The sequence below is a fragment of the Aulosira sp. FACHB-615 genome, from assembly GCF_014698045.1.
Taxonomy (GTDB): domain Bacteria; phylum Cyanobacteriota; class Cyanobacteriia; order Cyanobacteriales; family Nostocaceae; genus Nostoc_B.
In genome coordinates this window covers 97,821-115,366 of the sequence record NZ_JACJSE010000008.1, presented here as the reverse complement: position 1 = coordinate 115,366, position 17,546 = coordinate 97,821, and the positions used below count along the sequence as shown (strand labels likewise).

Below are 17,546 nucleotides of genomic sequence, written 5' to 3'. Positions count from 1 at the left end.
TAGCATTAGCAATATGTAAACCTATAGGTCAATATCGGCAAGTTTGACCTGTATAAAAGCAAAATCCGGCTTTAGCCTGAGAACTAACAGTAGGAAAGATAAAGTTCAAGGTTCAATCTACAAAATCAAGCGATTGCTGGTAATAATTGCAGCTTCACTATGAGTACACAATGTCCCGAAATCGGGATATTTGAAGGTTTTGCAGAGATGTGAGTATTTATCTCTAGGAGATTTCATGAGAATAGCAGTTGCTAAAGAAATAGAAGTTTGCGAACGTCGTGTGGCTTTAAATCCTGAAACTGTGGCGCGACTTGTCAAACAAGGTTTAGAAGTATGGGTAGAAAAAGGTGCAGGAGAGCGTTCATTTTTTAGTGATGCTGCATATCAAGCCGCAGGTGCAGAAATTATTAGTGATACTGATCAATTATGGAACCAAGCAGATATTTTATTAAAAGTTAGTCCACCCCAAGAGCGAGAAGATGGACGATCAGAAATTGATTTACTGCGGGAAGGATCGGTTTTAATTAGCTTTCTCAATCCTTTAGGAAATCCAGTAGTTGCCCAACAGTTAGCTAATCGCAAAGTTACAGCCTTGAGTATGGAATTGATCCCCAGAACTACCAGGGCGCAAAGTATGGATGCTTTGTCTTCCCAAGCTTCACTCGCCGGTTACAAATCTGTATTAATCGCTGCTGCCGCCTTACCTAAATATTTCCCGATGCTGACAACAGCAGCAGGGACAATTGCCCCAGCTAAAGTATTGATTATGGGTGCAGGTGTCGCGGGATTACAAGCGATCGCCACCGCCAGACGTTTGGGTGCTGTTGTGGAAGCCTTTGATATTCGTCCCGCCGTCAAAGAAGAAGTCCAAAGCTTAGGCGCAAAATTTGTGGAAGTCAAACTCGACGAAGAAACCACCGCCGCAGGTGGTTACGCCAAAGAAATTTCCGAAGCCAGCAAACAACGAACTCAAGAAGTTTTAGCAGAACATATCAAAAACTCTGATGTCGTGATTACTACCGCCCAAGTCCCTGGGAGAAAAGCGCCACTGCTTGTCACAGAAGAAATGGTGGCACAGATGAAACCAGGTTCAGTCATTGTCGATTTAGCCGCAGAACAAGGTGGTAACTGCGCCTGCACTGATCCCGGTAAAGATATTGTCTGGAATGGCGTAACCATTATTGGGCCGATTAATCTCCCCTCATCTATGCCAGTTCACGCCAGCCAACTGTATTCCAAGAATCTCACATCTTTATTGCAACTATTAATCAACAAAGAAAAAGCTTTGCAGATTAACTTTGCCGACGACATCATTGATGCGGCTTGCATTACCCACGCAGGCGAAATCCGCAATCAACGTGTCAAGGATGGGCTGCAAACTATCAATACTCAACAACCTGCTGTTAATTAGGGAATGGGGAGTAGGGAATGGGAAGTTCCTAACCTCTAGCCCCTAACCCCTCATATAAGGAGATTTAAACATGACAGATGCGTTACTTGCGGCATTATTTGTCTTTGTGTTGGCATCATTTATTGGCTTTGAAGTGATTAACAAAGTCCCACCAACTCTACACACGCCCTTAATGTCTGGTTCCAATGCGATTTCTGGCATTGCGGTACTGGGGGCGATAGTAGCGTCTGGTGCTAAGGAAACAAGTGTTTCGGTAATTTTGGGTTTGATTGCTGTGGTACTCGCCACAGTCAACGTTGTGGGTGGTTTTCTCGTCACCGACAGAATGCTACAAATGTTCAAGAAAAAGGAGATTAAGGCGTGAGTGACTTTTTACCGACTGGAATTCAGCTGACGTATTTAGTCGCTGCATCCTTATTCATCTTTGGTTTGAAAAAACTGGGATCGCCTGCCACAGCCAGGAATGGAAATGTGATTGCGGCGGTGGGAATGCTGCTGGCAATTGTGGCGACCATGCTAGATCAGCATGTGTTGAATTATGAAATGATTTTGTTAGGCTTGGCGATAGGTTCAGGCATTGGTGCGATCGCAGCCTACAAAGTCCAAATGACTGAAATGCCCCAAATGGTGGGTTTACTCAATGGCTTAGGTGGTGCAGCTTCCGCCCTAGTCGCTGTGGCAGAATTTTGGCGTTTACTAGAACACTCCCAACCCATCCCTTTAGATGTCAACATTTCCATGTTGTTGGATGTGTTAATTGGTGGTGTTACCTTCACGGGCAGTTTTCTCGCCTTCGCCAAATTACAAGGTTTAATTAGCGGTTCCCCCATTACATTTCCCTTCCAACAACCATTTAACTTGTTGCTGTTAGGTGCTTATCTAGCTGGTAGTGCTTACTTAATTGTCACACCAGATAGCCTACCCATATTTTTGGCAGTAGTTGGGGTTTCTTTGGTATTGGGTGTAATGTTCGTCATCCCCATTGGTGGCGGCGATATGCCTGTGGTAATTTCGCTGTTAAACTCCTTATCGGGTGTCGCTGCATCGGCGGCGGGGTTTGTGGTGATGAACAATATGTTAATCATCGCCGGCGCATTGGTGGGAGCTTCTGGCCTCATCCTGACGGAAATCATGTGTAAAGCCATGAACCGTTCTCTGTTCAGCGTGCTGTTCAGTGCTTTTGGTTCAGGTGGCGGTGCTGCTGGTGCGGCGGCGGCTGGTGCAGCAGATCAAACCGTCCGCAGTATTGATCCCGAAGAAGGTGCGATGATGTTGGGTTATGCCCGGAACGTCGTCATTGTTCCTGGTTACGGTATGGCAGTTGCCCAAGCGCAACACAGCGTGCGAGAGTTGGCAGATCAACTAGAACGTATGGGTGTAGATGTGAAGTATGCCATTCACCCTGTAGCGGGGAGAATGCCCGGACACATGAACGTATTATTGGCAGAGGCGAATGTGCCTTACACCCAGTTGTACGATATGGATGATATCAATCCCCAATTTGAACAAGCTGATGTAGCTTTAGTCATTGGCGCGAATGATGTGGTAAATCCGGCGGCGCGTAGCGATACCAATAGCCCAATTTACGGAATGCCAATTTTGGAAGTAGATCGGGCAAAGCAAACAATCGTAATTAAGCGCGGGATGAGTGCTGGTTTTGCTGGTGTAGATAATGAATTGTTCTACAAAGATAAAACCACAATGCTTTTTGGTAGCGCGAAAGATATGGTGGCGAAGTTGGTTTCGGAAGTGAAGCAACTTTAACGTAGACGCGCAAGCGGCTTGCCGTAGGCTACCGCCAAGACGCGGAGGGCGCAGAGTCAAGAATTAGAAAATTAACTTGCCTTGGAGGTGTGATGCTTCTGAGGCAAGTTTTTTTATTTTTTTCGCGCAAAGGCGCAAAGACGCAAAGGATTAAAATTTTTAAGTATAAATAGCCAAACTGTATTTGTGATGGCTAAATTTCCTAGAGCTTTATCAAATGAATATTTCCATAATATTGGTAGAGCGATCGCAGCTAACAATTTTTGTGTGTAAAACTTAGAATCATATAATGATTGAAACACTGACTCCAGAACAAGAAGCCTTAATTCCCGTTTATCGTGATAAGTGGCGAAAAATAGCATTGTCAAATAAACAAATTGAGACTAAAAAAGCTACCGAAATAATCAAGCAGGCTTTTGCTGATAGTGGAATTATCAATAATCCTAAAATCAAGTTTGTCAGTAGCCCCTTAAATGCTTTTGAAGATATAAAGAATTTATACACTTTGCAAAAACAAGTAACCTATTTATCTTTTCCTTTATTTATTATTATCCTTCCATTAGTAGTATGTTTTTATTCACTACAAATTGAATCTGATTACGTTAGTGGATTAATATTTGTTTTAGGTTGCACTTTATCTGCAATAACATACTATAAACTATCTCGAATAATAATCTTAAATATTGATACAGATATACTGGCTAGACTCAGGGTATATCTGCTAAATAATACAAATTGCTATCTAAGCAAATCTTTGGAACGTAAATTAAGCAGAGAATTCTATGATCCTATTTTAGAACAAACAGAAAGACAATTATCTAGAATACACAGCACAAAACTTAAGGTGAATTTACATTACTTTAGAATATTATGTCCTATTGGTTATGGTTGGTATCAATGGAGAATATTTGTACAAAATGTAGCTAGATTAGACTATTGTATCTCAGTGTTTAACTGGAAGTATGATTTTAATAAATGGCCAATTATGCAGTCTATGATTGAAGAAGTTGGCTGTATTATTCCTGCTTACAATCAAATTTTACTCGTAGTTAATCGCCCTATAGCTTTAAATTTAGATTCTCAAAACCGTCTTCATGCTGAAGGTGAAACTGCAATTAGATTTGCTGATGGCTATAGTTTTTATTCTTATCATGGTGTTACGCTACCAGAAAGATACGGAAAATTACATCCTCATCAATGGCAAGCAAAATGGCTATTAGAAGAAAAAAATACTGAACTAAGGCGAGCATTAATTCAAGGAATTGGATATAGTAAAATCTGTCAAGAATTACAAGCTACTGAATTAGATTGTTGGCATGAATATGTGCTATTAAAAATAGATGCTTTTGTGGATATTGAAGAAATTTATCTGTTAAAAATGACTTGTCCTAGTACTGGGTTTATTTATGTGTTGCGAGTCCCACCTTACATGAAATCAGCAAGAGAGGCAATTCGCTGGGTGAATTGGGATATCGACCCAGAAGAATTTGGTATGCAAACGTGAAATAGTAATCTTTATGAGATGATCCACCAAAAGATAACAAGCGATCGCATTCCTATTTTCACAAATATTGAGCGATCGCTCATCAGTAACATGATATAAATCTAATCATGATAGACCACGATCGCCTGTTCAAAGAACTACTCACCACCTTCTTCTGGGAATTCATCGAGTTATTCTTCCCAGAAATCACTGCTTATCTGGAAAGAGACAGCATCACCTTCCTTGATAAAGAAATATTTACTGATGTTACGGCTGGTGAAAAATATGAAACTGACATAGTAGTAAAAGCAAAATTTAGAGGACAAGAATCCTGTTTCTTAATACATCTGGAACATCAAGCTTATTATCAAGAAGCATTTGATTTGCGGATGTATCGCTACTTTGCCAGATTGTATGAGAAATACGGCTTGCCAGTTTATCCCATTGCCTTATTTTCTTACGATCGCCCCAAAAAAGTCGAACAAGATTTTCATCAAGTTGCATTTCCCAATAAAGTCGTCTTGCAATTCAACTATGATGTGATTCAGTTAAATCGCTTGAATTGGCGAGAGTATCTACAACAGCAAAATCCTGTGGCTAGTGCGCTGATGGCGAAGATGAACATAGCGCCACAAGACCGTCCTAGAGTAAAATCGGAGTGTCTGCGCCTATTAGCTACATTGCAGTTAGATCCAGCACGGATGCAGTTAATTTCAGGGTTTATTGACAGTTATCTACGGCTAAATGCCCAAGAAAATCAAATATTCCAGGCGGAAATTGCCCAATTTGAACCAACTCAACAAGAGGTAGTTATGCAAATCGTCACCAGTTGGATGGAGGAAGGGATACAACAAGGGCTGCAACAAGGAGAATTGAAAGTAATTCAGCGTCAATTAACAAGACGCATCGGTACAATTACTCCTAAATTACAAGAGCAACTGCGGGGATTATCTTTAACTCAGTTAGAAGATTTAGCAGAAGCTTTACTAGATTTCTCTAATGAAGCTGATTTAGTAGCTTGGTTACAACAGCAATAAAATACACCAAAATCTATTTTCCGAAATAAGCCTAATTATTAGTGGGAATTGTAGGCAACTAAGCGCAGTACGTATCGGACTACACTTTAGCCATTTAAAAATGACTCCTACAAACTATGAGTATTTTGTGATCTACAGATAAAATCTCACTTATGAGGAAATTTTCTGACTTGATATTCTGCTGACTCAATCATCTGAAAATTATCTCCCATTACTTGTGCGAATTGACTATCAATCGCGGCTAAGTCTGCTTCAGAAATAGCTTGCCATTGTTCTCTTGTTGCCCAACGAATCATAAAAGTTACTTCTGAGGGCTTGTTTGGGTTAATCCAGACTTCTTTGCTGAGGAAGCCTGGATACTTTGCTAATGCTGTTGTCCAAATTTCTGCATCCTTTTGGATAAAAGTTTCCCGCAGATTTGGGTCAACTTGAAATTTTAGCAGTTCTATAACCACACTCATTGATTCCTGATGTTTGCGAATTTGCCAAAATAGAGATGTAGGCTAGAATTAACTCCGCTTCCAGCATAGCTTGATTGCATACACTCAAGAGCAAGGAGGCTGGTTTGAAATAAATAACAGGAAGGACGTATGGATAGCAACAACTGGTTGCAACAGCTAATGATGGTGGGAATTGGTACAACGTCTTTGGTAGCAGAAAAGCTGCGTGAGGTGAGTGATGAATTAGTCAAAGACGGTAAGCTGAATCCTGAGCAAGCTAAGGCGGTAATGGACGATATTGTACAGCAGCTAAAGTCAGAGCAAGGTAATTGGGATGCTCAAATGCAACGACAAATGCGGAATATGTTGCAAGATTTAGGAGTGGCGCGTCAGTCTGAGGTAGATGAACTCCGGGGGAGAATTGACCGTTTAGAACGTCAAGTAAGGGATTTAGAAAATAAGCTTTGGCGTTAATAATGTGCTTTCTGATTTAAACTAAAATGTGTCCTGTTGGTATTGCTTTTACCAAACGACCTCAGTATGGAGGACTAATTTTGAAAGCAATTTTACTCAGCGTGGGTGTCATGCTGGCTTGTGTGGTGGTTTTAGTGTTAGCACAATTAGGCGGTAAACCTGAGACTGCTGTTGCGGCTAATTTGACCCAAGCGCAATCATCCCCCACTACCATTACAAAAAACGATACTCTGATAGCGAATAACACTATGTCTGATAAAAATGTTGTCACAACTCCTTCTGGACTAAAATACGTTGAAATCACAGAGGGAACTGGGGCGACTCCTGAACCTGGCCAAATAGTTGTAGTTCACTACACTGGCACTTTAGAAGATGGAACTCAGTTTGATAGTTCCCGCGATCGCGGTCAACCTTTCCAGTTTAAAATCGGCATTGGACAGGTAATCAAAGGTTGGGACGAAGGACTCAGCACAATGAAAGTTGGCGGTCGGCGTGAGTTGATTATCCCTTCAGAGTTGGGTTATGGTTCCCGTGGTGCAGGTGGCGTAATTCCACCTAACGCTACCCTGATTTTTGATGTGGAATTGCTTGGTGTTAAATAAAGTGTGAAGTATGAAGTATGAAGTCTGAAAATTTTTAGACTTCATACTTCATAGTTAATAATTTGGTCTGGCTAGGTTTTTAAATTTGGTATATTGCGGGTCGAATAAAAGTTTGACTGTACCTGTTGGGCCGTTGCGGTGTTTTGCTACTATGACTTCAGCAATGCCGCGATCGGGGGTATCTGGTGAATAATATTCATCGCGGTATAACATAATAACCAAATCCGCATCTTGTTCAATACTGCCGCTTTCTCTCAAATCAGATAACATTGGGCGCTTGTTGGTACGTGCTTCTACGCCGCGACTTAACTGTGATAATGCAATTATAGGTACAGATAACTCACGGGCTAAACCTTTAAGACTGCGTGTGATGCGAGATAATTCTTGTACGCGGTTATCGCCTGCACCTTCCATTAATTGCAGGTAATCTATGACAATCAAGCCTAAATCTGCGCCTTGTTCGGCTTGCAATCTTCTGGCTTGCGATCGCATCTCGTTGACTGTTATATTCGGCGTATCATCAATGTAAAGTGGAATCTCGGAAAGCATACCAATTGCCCGACTTAACGGTTCCCACTGGGTTTGGCTAATACGTCCACTCCGCAGATAACCAGATTCAATTCCCGCTTCACTGGCTAATAGTCGCTGTACTAGCTGTTCTTTGGACATTTCTAAGCTAAAAACAGCAACTGGTAATTTATATAAAGCAGCGATATTATGACCTAAATTCAAGCAGAATGCGGTTTTTCCCATTGACGGCCTGCCAGCAACGATAATCAAATCAGAACGCTGAAAACCGCTAGTCATAGCATCTAAATCATAAAAGCCACAAGGAATCCCTGGTAAAGCGACACCTTGATGGCGTGTTTCAATATCTTGAAAAGTATTGACTAAAGTATCAGAAATATGCACTAAACCTGATTGCGGTCGTTCTTGGGTGACCCCAAAAACTTTTTGTTCTGCTTTGTCTAAAACTATGGGTAATTCGGTTTCTGTCTCGTAACCAAGATGGACAATTTCGTTACCAGCTTTAATTAACTGTCGCCGCAGGTATTTTTCCATGACTAAGCCTGCTAAAGCGTCGATGTTAACAGCAGAAACTGTCCTGTCTACTAGGGTGGCTAGTTTATTTCTCCCACCAATCTTCGCTAGTAAATCATTATCAGTTAACCAACTGGTAATAGATAGTAAATCTGTGGGTTTACTTTGGGCGTGGAGACGCAGGGCGGCTTGATAAATATCTTTATGGGCGCTAATGTAAAATGCTTCAGGAACTAAGCGATCGCTAACTCGACCAATCGCTTCTGGATCTAGTAAAATTCCCCCCAAAATCGCTTCTTCTGCTTCAATATTTTGGGGTGGTAGGCGTTGCCCGGAGAGGTTGCCGTAGGCATCGCTACCATCGCCTTGAAAACTTAATTCTTCCGCCATATACGATTTTGGATGAGTAATTTAGGATATCACTTACGTTAACCTTAGCTAAAACATAGCGAATTGCCTTTGTATTCTGTTTCTGAAGGTGTCTGTGCTGACAAAGGTGAGGTTTGGAGTTATATAACTGTACCATCTGGGTTGATGGCGATCGCCCCGTTGCTGGGATTGGTTGTAACGGTCAGGGTTGTGGGGTTGATGCTGCTGTCTGCGTCGGTATCATTGCTGAGGATGTTGATTGTAACTGGTTGGGTTTGGTTGGTGGTGGCGGTGTCGTTGTTGGCGACTGGTGCTATGAAGTCGTTGTTCAGCAACATTACGTTGTCGAGGACGACTTTGGCATCTCTGGCACCGAAACCGAGGAGGTCGAAGTAGAGGGTAGCGGCGGTTCCTGCTTGAATGCCTGTGAGGTCTACTTTAAAGGTGAGGGGTTGGTTAAGGATAAGGTTACTGTTGGGGGTGGTGTTGACTAAAGTGACTTTGTTGCTGCTGTAGTATTTGCCGTCGTTTTGGATGTTGAGTAAGGAGTCTGTTTGAGTGAGTACGATCGCCTGATCTTGTAGGTTGGGTGGAACGAAGTGGAACCCAACAAATGCCACGAAAAAAACTACAAAACTTTCAACTACCAAAATATCTCAATTCAAACGGTAAAATTCACGCTGCAATTATTTTACCTGTCACAATATTTTCTCAAAATATTATAATTTGGTGTTGGGTTACGGCGCAATATAGATTTACCGTGTTCTTTTCAATATCTCTTGTGCGCCTTCACCCAACCTACGAATATTATTCATTTCCTATGTCTTGGGGAAATTCTATATCTTCTTCTGCACCCCAATCAATATGATATATTCCTCGCTGTACATACAACATAAAACTGGAATATTGCCAATCTTTAGGTGCTTTGACATAGCCATGTTTAACGGGGTTGTAATGGATGTAATCACAATGGCGAATAAAATCAGCTTCATCTTTAATTTGATGTTCCCAAAATCGGCGTTGCCAAACTGCTAATTCGCCTTTATTTTGACGCGATGCTGATATTTTTCCATGATATTTAACATCGCAACGATGACTAAAATAGTTTTTAATTAATCGCCAACGATTGGAAAAATCACTATCTCCTGGTGGTAAACTCCAAAGACAATGGATATGGTTTGGTAAAATAGCGATCGCATCTACAATCAATGGATGTTGTGCAATCACTTTTTTGAATGCTTGTCGCAATAAAATAATATTCTCTGGTTCGCAGAGAAATTCCTGGCGCTTGTGAGTAACCACAGTGAAGAAAAAAGTACCTCCTTCTACTTTTGCTCTGCGGTATTCCATGACATAATTTACAAGGTATTCATGATGCTCATCAAGTAAGAAAATCCTGTAGAAAGTTGAGGAATAGGAAATACCTTGAGCCAAGGTTTAATCAAATTGAAAAAGATTAAAGGTTGAACAATCAGACGTAAATTTTTTAAAATATTCTTCCAACCATAATTTTCATCCCACAAGGGATGCTCCGCAAATATTTTGACATTCAAGACAGTCGCTACACCAGTATAAGTTTTTAGCCTTAACTGAAATGTATTGATGTATAGCCACAATTTATGACTAGCAATATTTATTAGTCACCCAAGTGCTTGACTAGCAAGGGTTTGAGATATGTATGCTACAATTGAGCAGTCGCGCAGCTGTCTTTAAAAAAGCCGATCGCTCAGTCAGGGTATTTAGATCCGCTAGTCGGATATCTTACAGCCCATCAGAATTAATGGAAACAGTTCTAATTTCTGTCGTCAGCAGCTGCTAGTCTAAAAACATTAAAGATATGAAAAAAGTTGTCGTTGGTCTTTCCGGTGGCGTTGACAGTTCTGTTGCTGCTGCTATCTTACATAATCAGGGCTATGAAGTAATTGGTTTGACCCTTTGGCTAATGAAAGGCAAAGGGCAATGTTGCTCTGAAGGAATGATCGACGCGGCTGATATTTGCGAACAACTAGGTATTCCCCATCAAGTTGTGGATATTCGGGATGTCTTTCAGAGCAATATTGTTGATTATTTAGTGTCTGGTTATAGTGCGGGAATTACGCCGTTACCTTGTTCCCAGTGCAATAAAACGGTGAAGTTTGGCCCGATGGTGGAATATGCTCGTGAACAATTGGGATGCGATCGCATTGCCACTGGTCATTATGCCCAGATTAATTATGATGATGCAAGTGGGCGTTATCAGTTACTAAGAGCAGTTGACCGTAACAAAGACCAGTCTTACTTTTTGTATGATTTGTCTCAAGATTTACTCGCAGCTTCCGTATTTCCTCTAGGTGAACTAGAAAAAACAGATACGCGCCGGATTGCTGCGGAATATAATTTGAAGACTGCCGACAAACCAGAAAGTCAAGACTTGTGCTTAGTGGAAAGTAACGGTTCCATGCGGGCGTTTTTAGATAAATATCTTGCGCCCAAAAAAGGCGATATTGTGGATACCACAGGCAAAGTTTTGGGACAACATGATGGTGTCCATCATTACACCATTGGTCAACGCAAAGGTTTGGGCATTGCGGCGGCTGAACCATTATATGTGGTGGAATTAGATGCTGTGAATAATCGGGTTGTGGTAGGCGATCGCACCAAAGTAACTCAGCCAGAATGTACAGTCGGGCGAGTAAATTGGGTTTCCATCGCTGAACCCTCCACACCAATTCAAGCTGAAGTTCAAGTCCGCTATCGTTCTCAGCCTGTACCAGTGACGGTAATTCCTCTGGAAAATTCCCGTGTCCGCTTGGTATTTGATGAACCCCAGTTCAGCATTACCCCAGGACAAGCAGCAGTTTGGTATGACGGGGTAAAAGTGTTAGGCGGCGGAATTATTGAGCAGTTTAGTTAAATGCTTGTGTAGAGACGTTAAAATTCAATGTCTCTACTCATCGTCGGTATTTAGCTGTTAAGCATGAGTACCCGTGCTTCTACGTGGTTCATAATTGGGATACTTTTGATTGAATTCTTCAATAAGTGTGCATATCTCATTTTTTAGTTGCGTTGATTGATTACGGTATAACCAAGGTAGCCAGTAGAGAGTTTTATACACACACAATGGCGCAATATCTATCTGAGCTTTGATAATCTCAAGTACTCGCTTGTAACCTAAATTGGGCAGAACAGCTTTGATATACCATTCCACCGTGCTTGCGTCACCATAGACTAAACCATTTGCGAGAATCACTTCTAAAAAAATAGGTTTGAGTTGCGATCGCTTGGCTAACTTACATCCCTGCCAAGGATTTGCGTTTAATACACGCCAAACAAAGGTAAATTTTTCCTCATTATTAAGTTGTCGCAGCCACTTCAATAACTCATTTTCTTGTTTTGAATCAATGAGTTCATCAGCGTACTTGAGAGGGTCAAACATACTTGATGGGCAATAACTACTTTTTTCAATCTTCTTTTGACTAATTTTACAGAAGTATTTTTACTCTCTGTACCAGCATTTGATAAGTTAGTTAATACATAGTTTGCAACAATTACAGTTATCGCTAAGAGGGGATTACGTTGAGTCACCATCAAGATGCTATTGCGCCGCACGGTGGAGAGTTAGTTAATCGCATCGCCACACCGGAACAAAGAGAAGAGTTTCTGTCTCAGGCGGAATTTTTGCCTCGTGTGCAACTAGACGAGCGTGCGGTTTCTGATTTAGAAATGATTGCGATCGGTGCTTTTAGTCCACTCACTGGTTTTATGAACCAGTCGGACTACGATCGCGTTGTCACTGAAATGCGTCTGGCTAACGGTCTGGTATGGTCAATTCCAATTACACTTTCGGTAGCAGAAGAAGTTGCTTCTCCCCTAAAAGAAGGTGATTTAATTCGCTTAGATAACCCCGCAGGTCGGTTTATTGGGGTTTTACAACTCACACAAAAATATACTTACGACAAAATCCGCGAAGCTGTCAATGTCTACCGCACAGATGACGCAAATCATCCTGGTGTGCAGGTAGTTTATAACCAAGGTTCTGTACATCTTGCTGGTGATATCTGGCTGTTGCAACGAGATCCCCATCCTCAGTTTCCCACTTATCAAATTGACCCTTCTGCTTCACGGCAAATGTTTCGGGAAAATGGTTGGAAAACTGTTGTGGGTTTCCAAACCCGCAACCCCATCCACCGCGCTCATGAATATATCCAAAAGTGCGCCTTGGAAACTGTAGACGCTCTATTTTTGCACCCATTGGTAGGCGCAACTAAAGATGATGACATTGCTGCTGATGTGCGGATGCGCTGCTATGAAATTTTGCTGGAGCATTATTATCCCCACGATCGCGTAGTTTTAGCAATTAACCCAGCCGCAATGCGTTACGCTGGCCCCCGTGAGGCTATCTTCCATGCTTTAGTTCGCAAAAACTACGGCTGTACTCACTTCATTGTCGGGCGGGATCATGCTGGCGTTGGCGATTATTATGGCACTTATGACGCTCAATACATCTTTGATGAATTTGAGCCAAGTGAAATCGGAATTGTACCGATGAAGTTTGAACACGCTTTCTACTGCACACGTACCAAGCAAATGGCGACGACTAAAACCAGTCCCAGCAAACCAGAAGAACGTATTCACCTTTCAGGTACAAAAGTCAGAGAAATGCTGCGTCGCGGTGAATTACCCCCACCAGAATTCTCCCGCCCAGAAGTTGCAGCCGAATTGGCGCGGGCGATGCGAGTTCCCATTCCTGTTCCAGCCTTGACTTAATCAATAGATGAGGCGTAGAGACTCTCATCTTGCATCTAGCCCTAGCGATTAGAAATCGGGGCTATACAAACAAAGTCCGCCTGCGCGGACTGAGAGAAAATCAAGGTTCTTAACCCGCATAGGCGGGTTTTACCTGTGTAGCCGCGACTTCCAGTCGCCTAATGCAAGACTCTACAAGATTTATTAGGGATAGCTGCTCATCGAATTGCCATAAGTTTTAAACTTTTGACATCCTCCTCAGCCTGAAGGCGTGAGGATTCCAATCTAATCAAACAGACTTAACTGTATGAATTCTTGGCGGGTTGACGCTTCACAGGATGCTGCTACCTTTGCGGGAGTCTGACGCTTTCCTCCACGTCCGTTTTGAGTTTCCGAATGTCCGCCGGCAACTTTAATATTAATTGCGGCGTTCACGTCCCTATCGTGTGTAGATTCGCAATTGAAGCAAATCCATTCACGGATAGAAAGGTCGAGTTTACCGCCTCTAAATCCACAGCATGAGCAGGTTTGGCTTGTCGGTTCCCACCTGCTAATGACAGTGAAGGTACGCCCGTATTTTTCGGCTTTACCCTCCAAGAATGTTCTCAACTGTCTCCACCCTAAATCGCTAATAGCTCTGGATAGTTTACGGTTTTTGAGCATTCCTGAGACGTTCAAATCTTCCAAGATAATCGTTTGGTTTTCACGGATTAGCTTAGTTGATAGTTGGTGTAGGAAGTCTGTTCTAGTGTCCTTAAGTTTGGCTTGTAGTTTAGCTTTGCGCTGACGAGCTACTTCGTATCGTTTTGAATATCTTGTTTTTCGAGATAAGTTTTTACTAAGTCGTCGTAGTCTCCCAATACGCTTTTTGAGAGGTTTGGGTGTATCTATTTTCTCTCCAGTGCTGAGAGTTGCAAAAGTGGTTATGCCCAAGTCTACACCAACAGCATTATCTATTTTTGGTAGATGTGACGGCTGAATCTCGACCACAAAGCTGACAAAATATCGTCCTGCTGCATCTTTCAGAACAGTTACGGATGATGGCTCGGCTGGTAATGCCCTTGACCAAACAATTTCTACTTGCCCAATTTTGGCCAGGTAGACCGAGGTTTGGCACACCTTGAATCCACCCTTACGAAAACGAGCAGACTGAGCCGCCCGACGCTTTTTAAACTTGGGAGGTCGAACAGACTTACCTTTGCGTTCCTTTTTGTATGATTTAAAAAAGTTTTGATATGCCTGCTCTAAGTCGTTTAAGGACTGTTGTAAGGGGATGTTTGATACCTCAGACAACCATTCCCTTTCAACCGTTTTCTTGGCTTGAGTGATGAACAGCTTTTGTAAGTGTGTACCACTTGGCTTTTTGTTACCTGTTTGATATTCAGCCAAGCAGTGAGCAAGTGCATCGTTCCACACCACACGAACGCACCCAAACAACTTACTCAATAGTAGTTGCTGGGCATCCGTCGGATAGATTCGGTAACGATAACGTGCTTTCATCGTAAGATTATATCATTTGGTCTACCCAGATGAATCAAGAATACAGGCACGGCAAACACAGTGTTACATCTCTCAAATCTCATTTGGTCTTCGTTACTAAGTATCGTAAAAAGATATTTGAGCAAGAGCGACTAGAGGTATTGATTCAATCATTCTTGGAAGTAGCAAAGAAGATGGATTTTAGTATCCTTGAAGTAAATGGGGAAGGCGACCATGTTCACTTACTAGTTGAATATCCGCCAAGATACTCTGTATCTCAACTGGTGAACCATCTCAAGGGTGTTTCTTCGAGGATGTACCGCAAGCAGTTTACAGATTCACCCCACCCAGAACATCTTTGGAGTCCTTCGTATTTTGCTTGTTCTGTGGGAGGAGCTCCGATTGAAGTTTTGAAACAGTATATTAACAATCAAAAGCCGTCCTAGAAGGACGGGGCTTGTATCCCATTCTTTTGGTCAAGATGTAAATAGTAAAAACTTTAACTTTACAGTCACGACTTCAGCCCTTTAAGCTGTTAGCTGACAGGCTGAGGACTGATAGCTAACTTTATGCAGCGTCGGACTTTTTTAAAACGGATTGGCTCAATACTGGCGGTGTTGGGTGTCACGGAAGCGGAATTGTTTACTTGGAGTCAGCACTACCAAGCTTTAGCACAACCCACGCCCCGAAAACTAGCTTTATTAGTCGGCATTAATCAATACCGCAAAAGTCCTTCGCTGAGTGGCTGTCTTACCGATGTGGAATTGCAGAAAGAACTGTTGATTCATCGGTTTGGCTTTGTACCTGCCAACATTTTGACGTTAACTGATGAACAAGCGAGTCGGGAATTTATTGAGGCGGCTTGTTTAGATCATCTTGGTAAACAAGTCAAATCTGATGATGTAGTTGTTTTTCACTTTAGCGGCTATGGTACGCGCATCAGGATAAACGAGTCTGATGAAACACTACAAAATGCTTTAGTGCCAACCAACGAAAATTTAGAAATTCAAGATGAGAAGATAGCTACTTATATTTTAGAAGAGACTCTGTTATTGTTGCTGCGATCGCTCCCTACAGAAAAGGTCACAGCAATCTTAGATACTAGTTATGATCTGCCTAGTACAATTCAACCCACAAGTTGGCGAATTCGCGCCCGTCAAGAGTTAGCCGCCAAGTTAGCCACCGCAGAAATTGAATTTCTCGAACAACTCAAAACGAAAGCTTCATTGACCAATGCAGTTATCTTATCTGCCACTACTGATCCCAAACAAGTAGCCCAAGAAGGACTATTTTCGGGGTTTAGTGCTGGCTTATTTACCTATGCTTTAACTCAGTACCTCTGGGAAACCACTCCCGCTACCACACTGCAATTTAGCCTTGCTCATGTAGACAGTGCAATGTCTAAATGGGGTAGTAAACAGCATCCGAGTTTAGTCAATAGCAAAAAGGCCGTAACCAGCGAAAGCTTGCTGTTAGATCAAAATCTTGGTGCTGAGGGAGCAATTTTAAACATAGAAGAAGATGGTAAAACCGTCCAAATTTGGCTAGGAGGACTCCCACCACAAGTATTAGAAAACTACGGTGTCAATTCTCGCTTGACTTCTGCAAATGGAGAACAGCTAATATTGCGATCGCGTACAGGGTTAACGGCCAAAGCTCAAATTTCTGGTTTAGAATTAGCAACACCTCTGCAAGTCGGGCAACTAATTCAAGAAGCAGTTAGGGTTTTACCACGCAATGTTAGTTTAAATATCGGTTTAGATTCTGGGTTGGAAAGAATTGAAAGAGTTGATGCTACTAGCGCCTTTGCCGCAATGGCATCTATGGTTAGTGTCGTCACTGGAGAACAACCACCCGATTATATATTTGGTAAACTTTCGCAAACTCCCAGCCGTTATGGTTTATTAGCTCCGGCTGGACAATTAATTGCCAATGGCGCAGGGGAAGTTGGGGAAGCTGTGAAGGTAGCAGTTACAAGGTTAGCTACAAAATTGCCACATTTACTAGCAGCCAAGTTATGGCGACTCACAGAAAATGAAGGTTCTTCCCGCCTACCAATCAAAGGCAGTTTAGAAATAGTGAATGGGATATCACCAAAGGTCATTTTACAAAGAGAAACCTTACGCACTCTTGACACAAAAACATTACCCAAAAAATCACTCAGCACTTCCATTGTGCCGATTGGTAGTCGGATTCAATACCGCATCCACAATAAAGGCGATCGCACAGTATATTTAATGCTAATAGGATTGAAAAATCATAGAACTGCGATCGCTTTTTACCCTTGGCAAACTGTGGAAGAACCCAACACTTCCGAAACAAAACCCGTACTCCAACAAGTAATCATCCCGGCTGGCGAAACCATAACTCTGCCAAACAATACAGCTACATCTGGATGGCCGATTTCAGGGCCAGCTTACGAATGTGAACACCAATTAATTTTGAGTCTTGCACCCTTCACCACCACCCTCAAAGCTTTAGAAACTGCTAAATATCCCACAGGCGACCAACAACCAATCGGTGCATTAGTCAATCCTTGGGAAATCGCCCAAGCCATCTTACAAGATTTACATAACGCCAGCCTTACCACCGCCGAAACCAATGCAACAGCGAATGATTTTTATACATTAAATGTGAATCATTGGGCTAGTTTTAACTTTAGTTTTCACGTCAATTGAAATCTGAAGTCTGACAGTACAATAAATATTTATGCCAAACCGA

At 42.1% G+C, this 17,546-nt stretch carries 18 protein-coding genes and 1 pseudogene; 11 read left to right on the top strand and 8 right to left on the bottom strand.

Annotated elements, in window-relative coordinates:
* Positions 1-235: 235 nt before the first annotated feature.
* The 3 genes from H6G77_RS15550 to H6G77_RS15540 all read left to right on the top strand — a co-directional run bounded on the left by H6G77_RS15550 (position 236) and on the right by H6G77_RS15540 (position 3,175).
* The gene (locus H6G77_RS15550; protein ID WP_190589246.1) at positions 236-1,411 is read left to right on the top strand and encodes a Re/Si-specific NAD(P)(+) transhydrogenase subunit alpha; all 1,176 of its coding nucleotides are present in this window, start codon (positions 236-238) and stop codon (positions 1,409-1,411) included.
* Between the two features lie 70 nt (positions 1,412-1,481).
* The gene (locus H6G77_RS15545) at positions 1,482-1,775 is read left to right on the top strand and encodes an NAD(P) transhydrogenase subunit alpha (RefSeq protein WP_190589243.1); all 294 of its coding nucleotides are present in this window, start codon (positions 1,482-1,484) and stop codon (positions 1,773-1,775) included.
* A complete protein-coding gene (locus H6G77_RS15540; RefSeq protein ID WP_190589240.1) occupies positions 1,772-3,175 on the top strand; it encodes an NAD(P)(+) transhydrogenase (Re/Si-specific) subunit beta in 1,404 nt (467 codons plus the stop codon). Before H6G77_RS15545 ends, H6G77_RS15540 begins: the two co-directional genes overlap by 4 nt.
* A gap of 113 nt (positions 3,176-3,288) precedes the next feature.
* On the opposite strand, the gene H6G77_RS15535 is transcribed toward H6G77_RS15540, so the two are convergent.
* Positions 3,289-3,477 carry a hypothetical protein gene (locus tag H6G77_RS15535; RefSeq protein WP_190872015.1) on the bottom strand — a complete coding sequence of 63 codons (189 nt, stop codon included), beginning with the start codon at positions 3,475-3,477 and terminating at the stop codon, positions 3,289-3,291.
* Between H6G77_RS15535 and H6G77_RS35720 the strand changes: the two genes are divergently transcribed.
* A complete protein-coding gene (locus H6G77_RS35720) occupies positions 3,465-4,679 on the top strand; it encodes a DUF6745 domain-containing protein (RefSeq protein ID WP_242049224.1) in 1,215 nt (404 codons plus the stop codon). The genes H6G77_RS15535 and H6G77_RS35720 overlap by 13 nt on opposite strands.
* A gap of 107 nt (positions 4,680-4,786) precedes the next feature.
* Positions 4,787-5,695 (top strand): DUF4351 domain-containing protein, encoded by a 909-nt coding sequence (locus H6G77_RS15525; RefSeq protein WP_190872014.1) that lies wholly within the window; start codon positions 4,787-4,789, stop codon positions 5,693-5,695.
* 146 nt (positions 5,696-5,841) lie between these two features.
* Here H6G77_RS15525 and H6G77_RS15520 read toward each other — a convergent pair whose 3' ends face one another.
* Positions 5,842-6,150, bottom strand: coding sequence for a TIGR03792 family protein (locus H6G77_RS15520; protein ID WP_190589340.1), 309 nt, complete (start codon positions 6,148-6,150; stop codon positions 5,842-5,844).
* Between the two features lie 135 nt (positions 6,151-6,285).
* On the opposite strand from H6G77_RS15520, the gene H6G77_RS15515 reads away from it, so the two are divergent.
* Both H6G77_RS15515 and H6G77_RS15510 read left to right on the top strand, forming a co-directional pair.
* Positions 6,286-6,609 (top strand): phasin family protein, encoded by a 324-nt coding sequence (locus tag H6G77_RS15515; protein WP_190589226.1) that lies wholly within the window; start codon positions 6,286-6,288, stop codon positions 6,607-6,609.
* 80 nt (positions 6,610-6,689) lie between these two features.
* On the top strand, positions 6,690-7,211 hold the full coding sequence (locus tag H6G77_RS15510; protein WP_190589225.1) for an FKBP-type peptidyl-prolyl cis-trans isomerase: 522 nt from the start codon (positions 6,690-6,692) through the stop codon (positions 7,209-7,211).
* Between the two features lie 54 nt (positions 7,212-7,265).
* On the opposite strand, the gene dnaB is transcribed toward H6G77_RS15510, so the two are convergent.
* The 4 genes and pseudogenes from dnaB to H6G77_RS35710 all read right to left on the bottom strand — a co-directional run.
* Positions 7,266-8,642 (bottom strand): replicative DNA helicase, encoded by a 1,377-nt coding sequence (gene dnaB, locus H6G77_RS15505; RefSeq protein WP_190672949.1) that lies wholly within the window; start codon positions 8,640-8,642, stop codon positions 7,266-7,268.
* Between the two features lie 119 nt (positions 8,643-8,761).
* Complete coding sequence (locus tag H6G77_RS36480; protein ID WP_190872013.1) at positions 8,762-9,241, bottom strand: Ig-like domain-containing protein; 480 nt, start codon at positions 9,239-9,241, stop codon at positions 8,762-8,764.
* Positions 9,242-9,428: 187 nt separating this feature from the next.
* Positions 9,429-9,971: an REP-associated tyrosine transposase gene (locus tag H6G77_RS15495; protein ID WP_190872012.1), complete on the bottom strand. Its 543-nt coding sequence runs from the start codon at positions 9,969-9,971 to the stop codon at positions 9,429-9,431.
* 20 nt (positions 9,972-9,991) lie between these two features.
* Positions 9,992-10,159: pseudogene (locus H6G77_RS35710) on the bottom strand (IS701 family transposase); the annotation flags it as partial.
* 299 nt (positions 10,160-10,458) lie between these two features.
* Here H6G77_RS35710 and mnmA point away from each other — a divergent pair.
* Positions 10,459-11,514, top strand: a complete 1,056-nt coding sequence (gene mnmA, locus H6G77_RS15485) for a tRNA 2-thiouridine(34) synthase MnmA (RefSeq protein WP_190872010.1) — start codon at positions 10,459-10,461, stop codon at positions 11,512-11,514.
* A 57-nt stretch (positions 11,515-11,571) separates the two neighbouring features.
* Here the strand turns inward: mnmA and H6G77_RS15480 are convergent, their stop codons facing one another.
* Complete coding sequence (locus H6G77_RS15480) at positions 11,572-12,036, bottom strand: hypothetical protein (RefSeq protein ID WP_190872009.1); 465 nt, start codon at positions 12,034-12,036, stop codon at positions 11,572-11,574.
* 140 nt (positions 12,037-12,176) lie between these two features.
* Here H6G77_RS15480 and sat point away from each other — a divergent pair, with 140 nt between their 5' ends.
* Positions 12,177-13,367 carry a sulfate adenylyltransferase gene (gene sat / locus H6G77_RS15475; protein ID WP_190589217.1) on the top strand — a complete coding sequence of 397 codons (1,191 nt, stop codon included), beginning with the start codon at positions 12,177-12,179 and terminating at the stop codon, positions 13,365-13,367.
* 264 nt (positions 13,368-13,631) lie between these two features.
* On the opposite strand, the gene H6G77_RS15470 is transcribed toward sat, so the two are convergent.
* Positions 13,632-14,846: an RNA-guided endonuclease TnpB family protein gene (locus H6G77_RS15470; RefSeq protein ID WP_190872008.1), complete on the bottom strand. Its 1,215-nt coding sequence runs from the start codon at positions 14,844-14,846 to the stop codon at positions 13,632-13,634.
* Between the two features lie 29 nt (positions 14,847-14,875).
* Between H6G77_RS15470 and tnpA the strand changes: the two genes are divergently transcribed.
* Complete coding sequence (gene tnpA / locus H6G77_RS15465) at positions 14,876-15,271, top strand: IS200/IS605 family transposase (protein WP_190872007.1); 396 nt, start codon at positions 14,876-14,878, stop codon at positions 15,269-15,271.
* 123 nt (positions 15,272-15,394) lie between these two features.
* Complete coding sequence (locus tag H6G77_RS15460; protein WP_190872006.1) at positions 15,395-17,503, top strand: caspase family protein; 2,109 nt, start codon at positions 15,395-15,397, stop codon at positions 17,501-17,503.
* Positions 17,504-17,546: the final 43 nt, after the last annotated feature.